Consider the following 18261-nt stretch of genomic DNA (forward strand, 5'->3'; position numbering starts at 1 on the left):
AAAAAGTTCTTCGTGTTTGTAAATCGCTTTTTTGGGTTCTCCAAAGAAGCGATTTTCTTCTATTATAACTATTTTATTTTAAGTCATTAAAAATAGTTATTTAGAAAAATTCCACGTAAGGCAAAGTATTTGTACATTTGTACTCTTAAGAATTGAAATAATGGCATTAACAGAAGAACAATTGGATTCGATAGGAGAAAAATTGGTTGAAAAATTCAAAACAGTTTACGATCCAGAGATTCCAGTTGATATATATGAATTGGGATTGGTTTACGATGCACAGGTGAATGCAGATGGTGAAGTAAAAGTTACCATGACCCTTACATCTCCAAACTGTCCCGTGGCTGAAAGTTTACCTGTAGAGGTAGAACAGCGCGTAGAAGAGATAGAATATGTAACGAAATGTTATGTAGAAATTACGTTCGATCCACCTTGGGATAGAGATATGATGAGCGAAGAAGCAAAATTCGAATTAGGAATGTTATAACTTAACATTCCTAATTTTTTTTGTATCTTAATCCAACAAATTCAAAACACTAAAACTTATGGGATATTTAGGCGTGATCGTTTTTCTTGGAATTATTTTCCTTTTTTTATTCGTCTTTACAGTAAAACAACAAACTGCAGTTGTAATCGAGCGTTTCGGGAAATTTAATAGTATTCGTAATCCAGGATTACAATTCAAAATTCCGATTGTAGACAGAATTGCTGGAAAAATGTCTCTTAAAATTCAACAATTAGACGTTGTTGTCGAAACGAAGACAAAAGATGATGTATTTGTTCGATTGAAAGTCTCTGTTCAATATCAAGTCATCAAAACTCAAGTTTATGATGCATTTTACAAATTAGATAATCCTTATACGCAAATAACTTCTTTCGTTTTTGACGTTGTCCGAGCTGAGGTTCCAAAACTTCGTTTAGATGATGTTTTTGAGAAGAAAGATGATATTGCGGTTGCTGTAAAAAGTGAATTGCAAGAAGCAATGAATTCATATGGTTACGAAATTGTCAAAACTTTGGTAACCGATATTGATCCAGATGAGCAAGTAAAACATGCGATGAATCGTATTAATGCTGCCGAACGTGAAAAATTAGCGGCGCAATATGAAGGTGATGCTGCACGTATTTTGATTGTAGAAAAAGCAAGAGCAGAGGCAGAATCGAAACGTTTGCAAGGACAAGGTATTGCAGATCAACGTCGTGAAATTGCAAAAGGTTTATTGGAATCTGTAGATGTATTGAATGGAGCAGGAATTACGTCACAAGAAGCTTCTGCGCTAATTGTGGTGACGCAACATTATGATACATTGCAAGCGATTGGAGAAAAATCTGGAAGTAAATTAGTTTTGTTGCCAAATTCACCAACTGCCGCTTCGGAAATGCTGAATACAATGGTTACTTCGTTTACCGCAGCACATGAACTGAATGAGCATCAAATAACAAAAGAAGATAATCCAACTCAACGAAAAAATAAGCCAAATCAAGGCGATTCGTTTACTTTTCCAGAATATCCTTAGAAATAAAATTATATTATTAAACATAAAAAGCCACTTCATCGAAGTGGCTTTTACATTTATACTTAATACATTTTACTTTTTACAATAAAAATTATCCAATTTGAACACCGTTTGGCGTTTCTTCTTCTGGATTTACAAACGTTAATTTTCCGTCTACTTTATCAGCGAATAATAACATTCCGTTCGATTCGATTCCACGAATTTTACGAGGCGCTAAATTTGCTAAAACCATCGCTTGTTTCCCAACGATTTCTTCTAACGTAAAATGTTCTGCAATACCAGAAACAATTGTACGAACGTCCATTCCTGTATCTACTTTTAGTTCGAATAATTTGTCTGCTTTTTCAACTTTTTTCGCTTCTAAAATAGTTCCGATACGGATATCCATTTTTTGGAAATCATCAAAAGAAATCAATTCTTTTTGAGGTTCTGCGTTTGGATTTGTCATATTATTTTTGACTTTACTTTCGTTTAATTTATTGATTTGTGCTTCGATGGCTTCGTCTTCAATTTTTGCAAAAATTAATTCAGATTGTCCTAATTGATGTCCAGCTTTTACAAATTCGTCTGTTGATTCTAAATCATCCCAACTCATTTTTTCTACATTCATCATAGCCAACATTTTTTCAGAAGCGAATGGAATAAATGGTTCTCCTAATTGTCCTAATGCAGCAGCAATTTGCGTCGCAGCGTACATTATTCCTTTTACAGCTTCTGGATCATCACCTTTTTTCCAAGGTTCTTGCGCTTGTAAAAATTGATTTCCAAGACGAGCCAAATTCATATATTCTGTCAACGCAGCACGGAATTCATATTTATCTAAATGATCACCAATGCGCTTTGCAAAATATTTGATTTCAGTTAATTCTTCAAATTCAATTGTTTTTGCAGGAACAATTCCTTCGTAATATTTGTGAGAAAGCACCATTACACGGTTGATAAAGTTTCCTAAAATTCCAACTAATTCAGAATTATTCTTCGTTTGGAAATCTTTCCACGTAAAGTTATTGTCTTTATTTTCAGGCATATTTGCCGTCAACACATAACGCAATGTATCTTGTTGATTTGGGAAATCTTCTAAATATTCGTGCGCCCAAACTGCCCAATTACGAGAAGTTGAGATTTTATCATCTTCTAAATTCAAGAATTCGTTTGCAGGAACATTATCTGGCATAATATAATCGCCATGCGCTTTCATCATTGTTGGGAAAATGATACAGTGGAAAACGATATTGTCTTTTCCGATGAAATGAACCAATTTCGTTTCTTCGTTTTGCCAATAATCTTTCCAATTTTTACCGTTTTTCTCTGCCCATTCTTGCGTGAAAGAAATGTAACCGATCGGCGCATCAAACCAAACATACATTACTTTTCCTTCAGCTCCATCAACAGGAACAGAAATTCCCCAGTTCAAATCGCGTGTCATTGCACGAGGTTTCAAACCATCGTCTAACCAAGATTTTACTTGACCATAAACACTCGATTTCCAATCATTTTTGTGACCTTCTAAAATCCATTTTGATAAGAAATCTTGGTATTGATCCAATGGCAAATACCAGTTTTTAGTTTCTTTTCTGATTGGCGTATTTCCAGATAAAGCAGAACGCGGATTAATCAATTCTTCTGGACTTAATGTTGAGCCACATTTTTCACATTGATCGCCGTAAGCATCAGGATTTCCACATTTGGGACATTCACCACGAATGTATCGATCCGCTAAAAATTCGTGCGCATCTTCGTCGTAAAATTGTTCTGTAACATCTTCTGTAAATTTGTTATTATCATATAACGTTTTGAAGAAGTCTTGCGCAACTTCTCTGTGTTTATCTGATGTTGTACGAGAATAAATATCGAACGTCACACCAAAATTAGCCAATGTATTTTTGATATTTTCGTGGTAACGATCAACAATATCTTGTGGCGTTACGCCTTCTTTTTTGGCACGAATTGTAATTGGAATACCATGTTCGTCAGAACCTCCAATGAATGCCACATCTTTTCCTTTTCTTCGTAAAAAACGCGCATAAATATCAGAAGGAACGTAAACACCTGCCATGTGACCAATGTGCAATGGTCCGTTAGCATAAGGTAAAGCCGCTGTTATTGTATATCTTTTTGGTTGACTCATTTGCTTAAAATCTATAAGCGACAAAGATACGATTTGTTGTTTGTTTTGTTAAAACCTTTTTCTAATTTTATAAGGTTAATCAATTGATGGAGCATGAATATTAGGAAAGAGGAGAAAAGCGATTATGAACAAATTTTTAAATTGATTGAAAAGGCATTTGAAAATGAAGAATATAGTGATCATCGTGAACAATTTTTAGTAGAACGATTACGAAATTCTGATAGTTTTGTTCCTGATTTGTCTATTGTTTTTGAAATGAATGGACTTACTGTTGGTTATATCTCATTGACAAAGATTAAAATTAATCATTCAGATTTTTCTTACGATTCTTTAGCACTTGCTCCTGTAGCGGTTTTACCTAATTATCAAGGAAATGGAATTGGTGGTAATTTAATAGAATTTGCGCATAAGAAAGCGAGAGAATTAGGTTTTGAATCGATTATTTTGTTAGGTCATCCAACTTATTATCCTAAATTTGGTTACAGAAAAGCATCTGACTTTGATATTCAGTTACCTTTTGATGTTCCAGATGAAAATTGTATGGCAATTGAGTTGGTGGAAGATGCGCTGAAAAATATAAATGGAATGGTAGAATATCCGAAAGAATTCTATCAATAATTAAAATATTTCCTATGGAAGAAAAAGCTGTTGTAACACCAGATGAGGTGGTAACGGATACAATTACGAACTTATTTACGTATGCTAATTATTTTTTGGTTGCAGCGCTTGTAGTGTTGTTAACGTATATGACGATTCGAGATTTTAAGAAAAAACAACGTGAAAAGAAATTGGCACAAGAACGTGAAGCATACAACAATCAGTTTGATAACGAAGAGGAAAAAGAAGAATTATAAATCATAAAAATAGCCACCCAATTTTGAGTGGCTATTTTGTTTATATCAATTTTAATTATTGACCTTCTTCATCAGGAACTTCATAGTTTTCGCCTACGCTTTCACTACCACTTCCTTCGATAATTGGACCTGGATCATACATTTCATCATATTGATGGAATCCGTATGTATTCGAACAATCCCAGTGTTTTTCAATGTCCTTAGGTTTATCAAATTTATCTCCAGCTGTTACGCCAAATTTTCCTCCTTCTTTGTAAACTCCTTGCATATAGTAAGCCCAAATAGGTAAAGCTGTATTGGCTCCTTGCCCTGTGGCTGTACTCGCAAAGTGAGCAAATCGGTCTTCTGCACCAACCCAAACTCCAGTAACTAAATTTGGTGTTAATCCCATAAACCAACCATCAGAGTTTTCGTTTGTTGTACCTGTTTTACCAGCAATTTCGGCAGTCATTCCGTAGCGATTTCTTAATCTCGCACCAGAACCTCTATCTATAACACCTTTCATCAAATCAATCATAGTGTACGCTACGTTTTCATTAACAACTTCTCGTGTTTGAGGAGTATAATCTTTGATAACTTTACCTTGCTTATCTTCTATTCTTAAGATTAATTGAGGTTTAATGTAAATACCACCATTTGCAAAAGCACTCATCGCACCAACCATTTCATACAATGATAAGTCTGCAGAACCTAATGCAATTGTAGGATCTTTTACGATAGGAGATTCAACTCCAAGGTCACGAGCCATTTGAATTACAGGTTCTGTACCTGTTTGCATAATCAAACGAGCAGCGACAATATTTGTTGAATAAGCTAATGCAGTTCTTAAATCTTGAGATCCACCATATTTACCATTAGCATTTCGAGGAGACCAATTTCCTGGAATTCTCTCATTAGAAACAGTATGACAAGGTGTTAATCCTAATTGATTAATCGCTGTTGCATAAACAAACGGTTTGAACGTAGAACCTACCTGACGACGTGCTTGTTTTACGTGGTCAAATTTGAAATAATTCCAATCGATTCCTCCAACCCAAGCTTTGATTGTTCCATCTTTTGGATCCATTGACATCAAACCAGCTTGTAAAATATGTTTGTGATATTCGATTGAATCCATCAATGTTTTCCCTTTTTTGTACTGAATTCCGTTCCATGTAAAGAACTGAACAGAGTCGCGAGGTGTATTGAAAACAGTTTCGATTTCAGCTTCAGATTTTCCTTCGGCTTTCATCTTTTTGTACAAATCTGTACGAGCCATTGCTTGCTTAAAGATTTGTGTTCTTTTTGCAGCAGAAATATTATAAAATGGTGCTAAACTACGTCCACGTTGCTCTCCAAAGAATTGATCTTGTAAAACTTTTAATTGTTTTTTAACCGCTTCTTCAGCTAAATTCTGCATTCTTGAGTCTAACGTTACATAAATTTTTAAACCATCTTTTTCAAGGTTATAAGATTTTCCTGTTTCTTTCTCATAATCAACCATCCATTGCTGAATTTCCTTTCTCAAAGCAGATTTGAAATATGCTGAATGTGATTCATCATGTTTCATAATATCTTGCTTATCTGTAACTAAAGGAGCGACTTTAGCAGCCTCACCCTCTGCTCTAGAAATCTTGTTGTATTTCATCATTTGTTCTAATACAAGATTTCTTTTTTCTGTAGATAATGCAGGATTTTTTATAGGGTTGAATTTCACAGGATTTTGAAACATAGAAACTAATGTTGCAGCTTCGTCCAAGTTCAATTCTTTTGTTGTTTTATTGAAATAAACTTTAGAAGCAGATTCAATTCCTTTTGCACCATAGATAAAGTCAAACTTATTGAAGTACATCGCAATGATTTCTTCTTTTGTATACAATTTTTCTAATTGAACAGAAGTTACCCATTCTTTTAGTTTTTGTAAACCACGTTTCACCTTATTAGAAGAAGGGTCTTTTGTGTACAACTGTTTTGCTAACTGCTGTGTAATTGTAGATCCACCTCCTGAATCACCACCTGAAGATATAGCACGGAAAGCAGCTTTAATATCTACACCTGAATGATCAAAGAAACGAACATCCTCTTTTGCTAACAATGCGTCAACCAAATGTGGAGGTAAATCTTTGTAATCAACTGGTGTTCTGCGTTCTGCTTCGAAACGATCTAACAAAACACCATCAGAAGAAATAATTTCTGATGAAACATAAATATCAGGATTTTCTAAATCACGTACATTGGGAATTTCACCTAACCATCCGTTAGATGTCGCCCAAAAGATTCCGAAAATTCCTAATACGGCACAAAAAAACAGTACCCAAATGGTAACGATTATTTTTTTGGCTAATGAAAAGCTATTGAACTTCTTTTTTGCTTTAGAAGTTGCGCTTGTTTTAGGATTTTTATTGTTTTCCATTCTGTATTATTCAGCTTTATCAACAATCAAACTAATGTCTTCGATTCCTTTCAAATTTTTTGTTCGCATACCTTGCCAAACTTTTAGTTGATAGCGACCAGAGTCTTTTATTGGTAAATTTTCACGATAAACCAACATCATTTCTTTTGTTGTCATTCCTTTACCAATCCAGCTTCCATCGGGATTTGCAATGTAATACTGTAAGGTATCAATCATTTCGTTTCCTTTAGGATCGATGAATTTCGTGAACAAATATAAGTTACTATATTCATACGACGTATTATTTCTTAACACAAATCCAATGTTAACAGCCGAAGGTTTTGGATCTTTTACATCAAACGTAAAGGTTTGAGGTTGATTACTCTTCCATTCGTCTTTCACATCTTTTGTGTCTTGATAATAATGTTTAGCCTCACAACTAAACAATAAAAAGACTAAAATAAAAAGCAAACTACTGTTGCGTATCATTTGGTTTTGGCCCACGATTAAATCTTTTTTTACTTCGATTCTTCGATTTATTTGGATTCGGTTGAGAATTATTTGTATGATTCTCGTCCTTAGTTTTCGGTTTTTGCTCAGCATTTTGATTATTTTGCTGAGGTTGTTTTTTTGGTTGTTGAGTTGACTGATTAGCCTGATTTGTTTGATTATTTTGTTGGCTATTATTGCTCGGTTTATTCGGTTTTCGCTTTTGTTTATTGCGATTTCGATTATTTCCTTGCGGCTTTTGCTGATCAGTATTTGGTTGAACTTGTTGCTCTTTTGCCTGAGTTGGCTGTTGCTTCTCTTTTGGCTGATTTTGTAGTTGCTGATTCTGATTAGGATTCGAATTTTTGATCGGTCTATTTTGATTATTCTTTTTAGACTGATTTGGATTCTTTCCTTGTTTATTTTCAGGACGATTTGCTTTATCTTTGGCTTCATTAGGCTGTTTTTGTTTTGCCATCTGAGGTTTTAGATTATTAGTATTCGCCGCAACTTTTTCGTTTCCAGAATTTTGATTATTCTTAATTCTTTTACGTTTTTTGTTCTTTTTTTCTTTACGTTCAAAACGTTCTAAAGAATCTTCACCAATTACATCTGCAAAATCTGGTTTCGATTCCTCTACATTTTTAGCTAAATCTTCTAAAGGTTCAGTTTTTTGACCTTTTGCAGTAATTGCTAAAAACTCTTGAATATCGTTTACCGAAAATTTGTACCAAACAATTCCTCCTTTGTCATAAGCAAACCACATTTCTTTCTTGAAAACGTCGATTTTAACACAATGTGCCCAACCTTTTTCAGTCTCGAAACGGCTTTCCATTGACGGAAAACTATTTAATGCATCTAAATATGAATCTAATTCAAAATTTAGACAACATTTTAATTTACCACATTGTCCAGCTAACTTTTGCGAGTTAATTGACAATTGTTGATAACGTGCCGCAGCAGTGCTCACAGAGCGGAAATCTGTTAACCAAGTAGAACAACATAATTCGCGTCCACAAGATCCAATTCCACCAACTTTTGCTGCTTCTTGACGATATCCGATTTGTTTCATCTCAATTCTTACGCCAAATTTACCTGCGTATTCTTTGATTAATTGACGAAAATCGACACGTCCTTCTGCTGTATAATAAAATGTAACTTTCGCTCCATCTCCTTGGTACTCAACATCACAAATTTTCATTTCCAAATTAAGGTTTTTCGCCATAATTCGAGAATCAACCATTGTTTGTTTTTCTCTATCACGAAACTCTACCCAAGTTTCTATATCTTTTTGGTTCGCTTTGCGATAAACCTTCTTGACATCTTCCGTAGTCCACGAAAGATTCTTTTTTTTCATCTGGATTCTAACAAGCTCACCCGTAAGTGTAACAACCCCAATATCATGACCGGGCGTTCCTTCAACAGCGATTACATCGCCAATATTTAGAGATATGTTGTTTTCGTTTTTATAATAAAACTTTCGATCGTTTTTGAAACGAACTTCCACAAAATTGAACTTTTCTTGTCCATTTGGAAGTTGCATATTCGATAACCAATCAAAAACTGATAATTTTCCACAACCATCAGTGCCACAAGCACCATTATTGTTACATCCTTTCGGAAGGCCATTAGAAGTTCCACAAGATCCACATCCCATGCTTCTATAATTTTTTTAAATGACAACACAAAGGTATGAAAATATTTTTCTGAATTTGTGAAATCATTTCGGTTATGAAATTGATTTTAAATTGAATCAAAAACTTCTGAAAATGAATAGGTTTTATCTAATCTAACCCCTTTTTCTGTTAATTTTAACGTAGCTAATTCGTTGACATGGTCATGTTCAAAAAACAAAATATATTCATTTTCGACTGCTTTTTGTAAAAACGTTCCTTTTTCTTCAACTGTTATTAAAGGTCGTGTATCAAACCCAATTACATAAATTAATGGAATATGCCCTACAGTTGGGATTAAATCTGCGATATAAACTATTTTTTTGCTTTTATATGTAATGATTGGTAACATTTGCTTTTCGGTATGTCCATCCACAAATAAAATATCAAAACCAAGTGGAGAATTTTCTAAAATAGATCCATTTTGAGGCAAATCAATCAAATTAAGTTGTCCACTTTCTTGTAGAGGTAAAATATTTTCTTTCAGGAAAGACGCTTTTTCACGTGGATTTGGATTTACTGCCCAATCCCAATGATTCGCATTCGACCAAAATTTTGCGTTTTTGAATGAAGCTTCTAAATAATCTTTCTCTTTGTTGTATTGAATTGCGCCACCACAATGATCAAAATGCAAATGCGTCAAGAAAATATCTGTAATATCATCGCGATGAAAACCATGTTTGGCTAAAGAGTTATCCAAAGTAGCATCGCCCCATAAATAATAAAAACCAAAGAATTTTGCATCTTGTTTAGTTCCGATTCCTGTATCAATCAATATTAATCGTTTACCATCTTCGATTAATAGACATCTCATCGCAAGGTCGATTAAATTTCTATCATCAGCAGGATTGGTTTTATTCCAAATCGATTTTGGTACAATTCCGAACATTGCGCCGCCATCTAATTTAAAATTTCCTGTTTCTATTGTATATAATTTCATTTTTATGTGGTTTTATTTTGTTGAATTTTCGTTTTACGAAGATAAAAAATAGAATATTATTTAAAATAAATATCTATTATAGAATTGAACGACTTAAATTTGCAAAAATTTTGATACAATGGCAAAAGAAGTTCGTGTAAGATTTGCGCCAAGTCCAACAGGTGCGTTACACATCGGAGGAGTCCGTACTGCGTTATACAATTATCTTTTCGCAAAACATAATAACGGAAAATTCTTATTAAGAATAGAGGATACAGACCAAACACGTTATGTGGAAGGTGCTGAACAATATATTATCGATTCGTTGAAATGGTTAGGCTTAACTCCTGATGAAGGTGTTGGTTTTGGTGGAGATTTAGGTTCTTACCGTCAATCAGAGCGTAAAGAAATCTACAAACAATATGTAGACGAATTATTAGCTTCTGGAAATGCATATTATGCGTTTGATACGGCAGAAGAATTAGACGCTGCACGTGCAAAAGCAGACGAAAATAAAGAAACATTTATTTATAATTGGTCGACAAGAGGAAAGTTGAAAAACTCATTGTCAATGACAGAAGCTGAAACAAAAGCTTTAATTGAGAATGGAACGCCTTATGTGATTCGTTTCAAAATTGATGATTCTCGTACAGTTTTATTGAATGATATGATTCGTGGAAAAATCACGATTGATGCATCAACTTTAGATGATAAAGTTTTGTTTAAATCTGATGGAATGCCAACGTATCACTTAGCTAATATTGTGGACGATCATTTGATGGGAATTTCTCACGTAATTCGTGGAGAAGAATGGTTACCATCAATGGCTTTACATGAATTATTGTATGATGCATTTGGTTGGGAAGCACCTTGTTTCGCACATTTACCATTAATCTTGAAACCAGAAGGAAAAGGAAAACTAAGTAAACGTGATGGAGACAAACACGGATTTCCAGTTTTCCCAATGGAATGGAAAACAGAAGAGGGAATTGCAAAAGGATACAAACAAGAAGGTTATTTCCCAGATGCAGTATTGAATATGTTAGCTTTATTGGGATGGAACTCTGGAACTGATCAAGAGATTTTTACAATGGAAGAATTGACTCAATCATTTTCATTAGAAAAAGTTTCGAAATCGGGCGCACGTTTTTCTCCAGAGAAAGCAACTTGGTTTAATCATCAATATTTACAACAAAAATCTGTTGAAGAATTATTGCCATCTTTCGAAGAAGTTTTAAAAGAAAACGGAATCGAAGCTAATCCAGCTTTAGACGCAAAAGTGGTTGAATTGTTAAAAGAAAGAGCAAACTTTGTAAAAGATATTTACGAACAAGGTCAATTCTTTTATATAGCTCCTTCTACTTACGATGAAAAAGCAGCTAAAAAAGCTTGGAAAGATGATTCGAAAGAGATTTTAGGAAAATTTGTTGAAGTTTTAAATTCATCAGAATTTACTTCAGAAGTTTTACACGATGCGATGGCAGAATTTGTTACAACGCAAGAAATTGGATTTGGAAAAATTGGAATGCCTTTACGTCTTAGTTTAGTTGGTGCATTACAAGGACCAGATGTTCCTGTAATTATGGCAACTTTAGGAAAAGAGGAAACGATTGCGCGTATCAACAAAGCGATTGAAGTTTTAGGATAAAATTATTTCTATCATAAATAAGAAAGCCATTTGCATTGCAAATGGCTTTTCTTTTATAAATTGATTTTGACTTCGTCTAATTGATTAAGTTCTTCTTGAGAGAATATTCGATAATTGACTTTAAATGTTTTGCCAAGCGGAACTTCTAACGAAAAACCTCCTGCGCCAATTGCATCAATTACATCTAATTCGAAATGTGCATGTTTCCAATATTCGAACAAATCTTTGTCAATCCAAAATTCTACTCCATCAATTTCTCCTATGCAAACATCTTTGTATCGAAGATAAAATTCTCCTTTTCTGAAACATTGCGGTTGCGTTCCTTCACAGCAACCTCCCGCTTGATAAAGCATTAAATCGCCATGTTTTGCTTTTAATTCAACTAGAAGTTTTTTTGCTTTATCAGATGCAGATATACGATTAATTGATTTCATACAGAAAAATTTTTTTTTAAGTTGTACTAGCTATATCTAATACTATTCGACCATCAATTTGACCTTTTTTCATTTTGTCAAAAACATCATTAATGTCTTCTAATTTAGCTGGTGTTACAGTAGCTTTTACCAAACCTTCGTTAGCAAAATCTAATGCTTCTTGTAAGTCTTTTCTTGTTCCAACAATAGAACCTCTTACGGTGATTCGTTTTAGAACAGTTTCAAAAATAGGTAGTTCGAATGATCCTGGAGGTAATCCGTTTAAAGCAATTGTTCCTTTACGTCTTAATACATCAATTCCTTGTTTAAAAGCAATTGGAGATACTGCAGTAATTAGAGCTCCATGCATTCCGCCAACTTCTTTATGCAAAAATTTTCCAGGATCTGTATTTTTAGCATTTACAGTTATATCAGCTCCAAGTTTTGTTGCTAGATCTAGTTTGTCATCAGCAACATCTATAGCAGCTACTTTCAATCCCATTGCTTTTGCGTATTGTACAGCAACATGTCCTAAGCCTCCAATTCCAGAAATAGCAACCCACTCTCCAGGTTTAGTATCCGTTTCTTTTAATCCTTTATACACTGTTACACCAGCACATAAAATTGGAGCTATTTCTAGAAAGTTTGTATTCGATTTTAAATGCCCTACATACCTAGAGTCTGCAATTACATATTCAGCAAATCCACCATCTACACTATATCCACCATTTTGTTGAGCTTCGCAAAGTGTTTCCCATCCAGTAATACAATGATCACAACATCCACAAGCGCTATATAACCAAGGAACACCAACAGCGTCACCTTCTTTCACTTGAGCTTCTGGTCCACATGCTACGACAATACCAACCCCTTCGTGTCCAGGAATTAAAGGCATTTTAGCTTTTACAGGCCAATCTCCATCAATTGCATGCAAATCTGTATGACAAACACCACATGCGATTACTTTTACGAGAACTTCATATCGCCCAGGAGTTTTTACTGGAACTTCTTGAATTTTTAAAGGTTGTCCATATCCTTGTGCAACCGCCGCTTTCATTGTTTTTGGAATCATAATATTATGGTTTTAAATTATTATTAAAATAGATATCAATGGTAGTATTTTTAAATGTTTTGACTAGAAGAATCCAAGTTTCTTTTTGCTGTAAGAAACTAACATATTTTTAGTTTGACGATAATGATCTAACATCATTTTGTGGTTCTCACGTCCGATTCCAGATTGTTTATAACCTCCAAAAGGCGCTCCAGCAGGATAACTATGATATTGATTAACCCAAACACGACCAGCCTGAATAGCACGTGGAATTTGATACAATTGATGTGCATCACGCGTCCAAACACCAGCTCCTAAACCATAAATTGTGTCATTAGCAAGCTCAATCGCTTCTGCTTCATCTTTAAAAGTTGTCACAGCTAACACAGGTCCAAAAATCTCTTCTTGGAAAATACGCATCTTGTTATTTCCTTTAAATAATGTTGGTTTGATGTAATATCCATTTTCAATATCTCCACCTAAATGATTAGCATCTCCACCAGTTAAAACTTCTGCACCTTCTTCTTTTCCTAATTTAATATAACTTAAAATTTTGTCATACTGAATTTGAGAAGCTTGCGCACCAATCATTGTTTCAGGATCAAGAGGATTTCCTGATTTAATCATATTTACACGTTCTACAACTCGTGCAATAAACTTATCATAAATAGATTCTTGAATCAATAATCGTGACGGACACGTACAAATTTCACCTTGATTAAGTGCAAATAATACTGCACCTTCAATTGCTTTGTCTAAGAAATCATCATCATGATCCATTACAGATTCGAAGAATACATTTGGTGATTTTCCACCTAATTCTAAGGTAACCGGAATAATATTTTCTGTTGCATATTGCATCACGAAACGTCCTGTAGCTGTAGATCCTGTAAATGCAGCTTTCGATACTTTAGGATTTGTCACCAATGCGCGACCTAATTCTCCACCAAAACCATTTACAATGTTAACAACTCCTGGAGGTAATAAATCTCCAATTAATTCGAATAGATATAAAATCGAGATAGGAGTAGATTCAGCAGGTTTTAAAACCACACAGTTTCCAGCAGCTAACGCAGGAGCTAATTTCCAAACCGCCATCAAAATTGGGAAGTTCCAAGGAATAATTTGCGCAACAACACCAATTGGCTCGTGGATAATAATTGAAACTGTATCTTTATCTAATTCGTTGATAGAACCTTCCTCAGCACGAATTACCGAAGCAAAATATCTGAAATGATCGATTGCCAAAGGAATATCAGCATTCAACGTTTCACGAACTGGTTTTCCATTATCGTAAGTTTCTACAGCCGCAACATTTTGTAGATTTTCTTCGATTCGATCTGCAATTTTATTCAAAATAATGCTTCGTTGCGTTGGCGAAGTTTGACTCCAACTTTTGAAAGCTTCGTGAGCAGCATCTACCGCCTTTACTAAGTCTTCTTCTGAAGAATGCGCAGCTTTTGTAAAAACTTTTCCAGTAAGTGGCGTTACAACATCAAAGTATTTTCCATTTGTAGGTGGCGTAAATTGACCATTGATGTAATTGTCATAATGATCTTTGAATGTAGGTACATTAACTAAGTTTCCCATTTTATTAAAATTTTTTGTGAATTAAATTTTTTCTAATTTATTCAAATTTGTTCAATAATTATGTTTAGAAAAAGTTAATTCTATTTGGTATAAAATTTGTACATTTGGCATCCGTCAATTATTTATTGACAATTTACTTTATGGGGCTGACTGGTTTTGACAGCAAGGCCAATGGGTAAGTAAGCATGCAGTGATAGGTTGTGTACTCACTTTAATCAGGCACTTCAACTTTTTAACTGGCAACGAAGAGTACGCTTTAGCTGCATAATTCTGAATTTTAGTAAGAATACGCCACGTCTATACTAGGTATAGAAGCTGAATGTCCCTCAAAAGCCTTGACTTACGGCGTTTGATACAGGGACACGGGAAAGTAAGAATAGAAACCTTAGTGCATCGGATAGGTTTCGAGATTTTAGATGATAAGCGGATGACAGAGTGTTTATTCTCAGGATTTCGTCGAAAATTAATAATAAACTAAGCATGGAGAAAGCTTATTTGTTGCTTGTTTGGACGCGGGTTCGAATCCCGCCAGCTCCACTTTTTTAACAGCATTTAGCAGTTAAAAGCCTTATTTCAGCAGAAATAGGGCTTTTTTTATGTCCATACTTTTTGAAATTGTATAAAAATAGGTAAAAAAACGCTATTTCATCCCCTAATTCATCCCCTCGTATATCAGCTTGAATCCCTCTCATAGAAAGGAATTTTAAAAAAATGATATATGATAAAGACAACATTTGTATTGAAAGAGCCGAAGAGTAGCTCAGAAACGATTATTTATTTGGTCATGCGTTGGGATGGTCTACAGATGAAAATCTCAACTAAACAGAAGGTTAATCCGAAGTTTTGGAATAAAGAAAGGTTGAAAGTTAAGGAAACCATTTCAGAAAAGAATCATCAAACTATAAACAAAGAATTGGTCGAAATTGAAAAAGTAGCTTATAAAATGTTTAATAGCTTTACTGAAACCTTCAAAAGAAAACCAAACTCGGAAGAATTAAAGAATTTGATTGAACAGGAATACTTTCAGAATAATCCAATGTTTAAGAAAGTTGATAAGAAAACAATTTTAGATTATTTTGATGACTACATTGAGACTATAAAATCTACAACAGCTCATACCACAGTTCAAAAGTATAAACAAGCCAAAGAAAACTTCAAAGATTTTCAGAAGGATAAGAAGCGTATTTATAATACTGAGATGATTGATTTGAAGTTTAGAAATGAATATGTAGAGTATTTAATCGAGACTAAGAAATATGCTCCTACCACTGTTTATCGTAAAATGAAATTTTTGAGAACAGTTTTATATTTTATTGAAAATTTAGGTATCAAGGTTAATCCATTTTTGCATAATAGTAGATTTTTAACAAAGGATATCGAAGTAGATAATATTGCTTTGAGTGAAAGTGAGATAGATGAAATGGAAAGATTAGACTTATCTGATAACAAAAGATTGGAACAAGTAAGAGACTTATTTTTAGTTGCATGTTATACAGGTCAACGATTTTCAGACCTCAACAAAATAAATCATTCAAACATAATTGATGATGAGTACATAGCAATACGACAGCAGAAAACAAATGAGCAATTAACTCTTCCATTGTTGAAAGCTGTAAAAACAATTCTTGTAAAGTATAGTTATAAACTTCCTAAGATATCTAATGTCAAGTTCAATGAGTATATCAAAGAAGTTGCTAAACTATGCGAAACACTCAATAAGCAGTACAACGGTGACAATAAAAAAGTGAGATGGCAGATGATAAGTAGCCATACAGCAAGAAGAACTTTTGTAACGCTTAATTATGGAAAAGGAGTTGATTTAGATACGTTGAAACTTGGTACAGGACACAAACAAACTAAAACCCTACAAACATATATTAAGATGAACGATAAGCAGAAAGCAGATTTGTTGAGGTCGAAACTTGAACCAAAAAGAAAATAAAATTATGAAAAATAGATTTGAACATTTAGATGAATTAAAACAACATCTTAACCAGCTTATGAACTTACAAAGCGATAAAGTTACGAAGGCTCTTGATATTGAATATACGTATGAAAGTAATAGGCTAGAGGGAAACACTTTGACACTACAAGAAACAGCTCTTGTACTAGAAAAAGGTTTAACGATTGGTGGAAAGTCTTTGAATGAGCATTTAGAAGCAGTTAACCATCAAAATGCAATTGAATATATCAAAGAGCTTGCAAAGCAAAATGAAACAATTACGGAAAGAAATTTATTACAAATTCATTATTTAATTCTACAAGGAATCAATAATAAACAAGCGGGGAAGTATAGAAATTTACAAGTATTGATTTCGGGAGCAAAGCACCTTCCACCTCAACCATATTTAGTTCAAAAGGAAATGGAAAGTTTGTTTTTATGGTACAATGAGAATAAAGACAAATTGCACCCAGTTGAGCTAAGTGCTGAAATGCACGAACGTTTAGTAACTATACATCCTTTTATAGACGGAAACGGACGTACTGCAAGATTATTGATGAATTTGATTTTATTACAAAATGGTTTCCCAATTGCAATTTTAAAAGGCGATAAAGATAGCAGGTTAAAATACTACTCAGCTTTAGAAACTGTACAAGTAGAACGTAATAAAGAACCTTTTATTAATCATATTATTCAAAATTTAGAAGAAATGTTACAACGAATGATTAGAATATTGGGAAACTTGTAAACTTGTAATTTTTGTAAGAAGTTACTATGGTAGATTACAGGCTCAGGAGATAAAGAAGAGGTTTTATATAGTAAAACAGTCCTGAGCCTTTCTATAATAATATTTAAACTACTATTTTTACAATAATACAAAAGTTACAAAAAATATATAATAATGAATACATACAATCTTTATATAATCGATCATAATAAATCAGAAAAAGAAGCTAATTATATTGTATATGGTGGTGATGATACTATAGAATACACCTTTAACAAAGATTTAGTAGATACAGTTTTCTCCACTCAATGGGGATACAATTCTTACAAGATTCCTGTTGTTATTGATAATCTATTAAAATTGCTTTTAGAGGAGTTTGACCTATCTGAGAATATTGAGTTTTACAGAAGCTTAGGGGTTTATTTTAATTATGAGTATTTAAAGGCAATACAGAATTCAAAGCATAAAGATTTCTTCAATCAATTTAGTAATATAAAAGATGATTTTTTAAAAATAAAAAAATATTTAATTGATATGAAGGAAACTAGGACTAAAGATGATGATAGTTTCACGATATACATATTTAATTCAATAAAATTAATTCCTCAAATTGGAGAAACTCTGGATATTGATAATCCCTTTACAAATATTTTACTAATAAATATTCTAGAAAATGGAATAAATGAATTCATAGAAGATGTTGATGTAAAAAATAAAAATTATATAAAAACATTCATAGGAATAAAAGAAGAATTATTTTATGGGTTATATGAAAGTTTAGGAGATGTAAAGAAAAAAGCCAAATTTATTGGTGTTTTTTCACACATTTTTCAAATACCTGTTATCGTAAAAGATATATCATTTACAAATTTGAGTGAAAGTTTAGACATCAAAAGTTACATTGATAAAGATGGTGAAGTGGATATCCTAACGAAAGTT

At 33.4% G+C, this 18261-nt stretch carries 16 protein-coding genes and 1 other RNA gene; 9 read left to right on the forward strand and 8 right to left on the reverse strand.

The genetic code is table 11. From position 1 onward, the window contains the following. The first annotated feature begins 160 nt into the window (after positions 1 to 160). Both B3R94_RS10110 and B3R94_RS10115 read left to right on the forward strand, forming a co-directional pair. Entirely contained in the window at positions 161 to 487 is a 327-nt protein-coding gene (locus B3R94_RS10110) for an iron-sulfur cluster assembly protein (RefSeq protein WP_135834618.1), read from the forward strand. A gap of 58 nt (positions 488 to 545) precedes the next feature. After that, positions 546 to 1517: an SPFH domain-containing protein gene (locus B3R94_RS10115; RefSeq protein ID WP_038336808.1), complete on the forward strand. Its 972-nt coding sequence runs from the start codon at positions 546 to 548 to the stop codon at positions 1515 to 1517. 91 nt (positions 1518 to 1608) lie between these two features. Here B3R94_RS10115 and metG read toward each other — a convergent pair whose 3' ends face one another. Beyond that, a complete protein-coding gene (gene metG, locus B3R94_RS10120; RefSeq protein WP_291100579.1) occupies positions 1609 to 3645 on the reverse strand; it encodes a methionine--tRNA ligase in 2037 nt (678 codons plus the stop codon). A gap of 93 nt (positions 3646 to 3738) precedes the next feature. Here metG and B3R94_RS10125 point away from each other — a divergent pair, with 93 nt between their 5' ends. Together B3R94_RS10125 and B3R94_RS10130 are read left to right on the forward strand one after the other, a co-directional pair. Then, on the forward strand, positions 3739 to 4263 hold the full coding sequence (locus B3R94_RS10125; RefSeq protein WP_291100582.1) for a GNAT family N-acetyltransferase: 525 nt from the start codon (positions 3739 to 3741) through the stop codon (positions 4261 to 4263). Positions 4264 to 4277: 14 nt separating this feature from the next. Then, complete coding sequence (locus B3R94_RS10130) at positions 4278 to 4499, forward strand: hypothetical protein (protein WP_038336800.1); 222 nt, start codon at positions 4278 to 4280, stop codon at positions 4497 to 4499. A gap of 55 nt (positions 4500 to 4554) precedes the next feature. On the opposite strand, the gene B3R94_RS10135 is transcribed toward B3R94_RS10130, so the two are convergent. From B3R94_RS10135 to B3R94_RS10150, 4 genes are all read right to left on the reverse strand, one after another. Continuing rightward, the gene (locus B3R94_RS10135; protein ID WP_291100585.1) at positions 4555 to 6891 is read right to left on the reverse strand and encodes a transglycosylase domain-containing protein; all 2337 of its coding nucleotides are present in this window, start codon (positions 6889 to 6891) and stop codon (positions 4555 to 4557) included. A gap of 6 nt (positions 6892 to 6897) precedes the next feature. Continuing rightward, positions 6898 to 7359, reverse strand: a complete 462-nt coding sequence (locus B3R94_RS10140; protein ID WP_084106949.1) for a gliding motility lipoprotein GldH — start codon at positions 7357 to 7359, stop codon at positions 6898 to 6900. Further along, entirely contained in the window at positions 7343 to 9016 is a 1674-nt protein-coding gene (ricT, locus tag B3R94_RS10145; RefSeq protein ID WP_291100588.1) for a regulatory iron-sulfur-containing complex subunit RicT, read from the reverse strand. Before ricT ends, B3R94_RS10140 begins: the two co-directional genes overlap by 17 nt. Before the next feature lie 86 nt (positions 9017 to 9102). Further along, positions 9103 to 9972 carry an MBL fold metallo-hydrolase gene (locus B3R94_RS10150; protein WP_115002237.1) on the reverse strand — a complete coding sequence of 290 codons (870 nt, stop codon included), beginning with the start codon at positions 9970 to 9972 and terminating at the stop codon, positions 9103 to 9105. A 118-nt stretch (positions 9973 to 10090) separates the two neighbouring features. On the opposite strand from B3R94_RS10150, the gene gltX reads away from it, so the two are divergent. Continuing rightward, positions 10091 to 11599: a glutamate--tRNA ligase gene (gene gltX / locus B3R94_RS10155; protein WP_291100591.1), complete on the forward strand. Its 1509-nt coding sequence runs from the start codon at positions 10091 to 10093 to the stop codon at positions 11597 to 11599. 53 nt (positions 11600 to 11652) lie between these two features. Here the strand turns inward: gltX and B3R94_RS10160 are convergent, their stop codons facing one another. The 3 genes from B3R94_RS10160 to B3R94_RS10170 form a co-directional block, all read right to left on the reverse strand. Continuing rightward, the gene (locus tag B3R94_RS10160) at positions 11653 to 12033 is read right to left on the reverse strand and encodes a DUF779 domain-containing protein (protein ID WP_038336795.1); all 381 of its coding nucleotides are present in this window, start codon (positions 12031 to 12033) and stop codon (positions 11653 to 11655) included. Between the two features lie 16 nt (positions 12034 to 12049). Continuing rightward, complete coding sequence (gene adhP / locus B3R94_RS10165) at positions 12050 to 13084, reverse strand: alcohol dehydrogenase AdhP (RefSeq protein WP_038336794.1); 1035 nt, start codon at positions 13082 to 13084, stop codon at positions 12050 to 12052. A 63-nt stretch (positions 13085 to 13147) separates the two neighbouring features. After that, complete coding sequence (locus tag B3R94_RS10170; RefSeq protein WP_291100596.1) at positions 13148 to 14653, reverse strand: aldehyde dehydrogenase family protein; 1506 nt, start codon at positions 14651 to 14653, stop codon at positions 13148 to 13150. 142 nt (positions 14654 to 14795) lie between these two features. Here B3R94_RS10170 and ssrA point away from each other — a divergent pair. The 4 genes from ssrA to B3R94_RS10190 form a co-directional block, all read left to right on the forward strand. Further along, positions 14796 to 15193, forward strand: a transfer-messenger RNA (tmRNA) gene (ssrA, locus tag B3R94_RS10175). A 178-nt stretch (positions 15194 to 15371) separates the two neighbouring features. After that, a complete protein-coding gene (locus B3R94_RS10180) occupies positions 15372 to 16595 on the forward strand; it encodes a site-specific integrase (protein ID WP_291100599.1) in 1224 nt (407 codons plus the stop codon). After that, positions 16576 to 17343 (forward strand): Fic family protein, encoded by a 768-nt coding sequence (locus tag B3R94_RS10185; protein WP_291100602.1) that lies wholly within the window; start codon positions 16576 to 16578, stop codon positions 17341 to 17343. The genes B3R94_RS10180 and B3R94_RS10185 overlap by 20 nt, the downstream gene beginning before the upstream one ends. Before the next feature lie 153 nt (positions 17344 to 17496). Next, positions 17497 to 18261: hypothetical protein (locus B3R94_RS10190; protein WP_291100605.1), on the forward strand; the 765-nt coding region annotated here is incomplete at its 3' end.

Origin of the sequence: Empedobacter sp. UBA7611 (genome assembly GCF_002484365.1) — a bacterium.
Lineage (GTDB): Bacteria > Bacteroidota > Bacteroidia > Flavobacteriales > Weeksellaceae > Empedobacter > Empedobacter falsenii_B.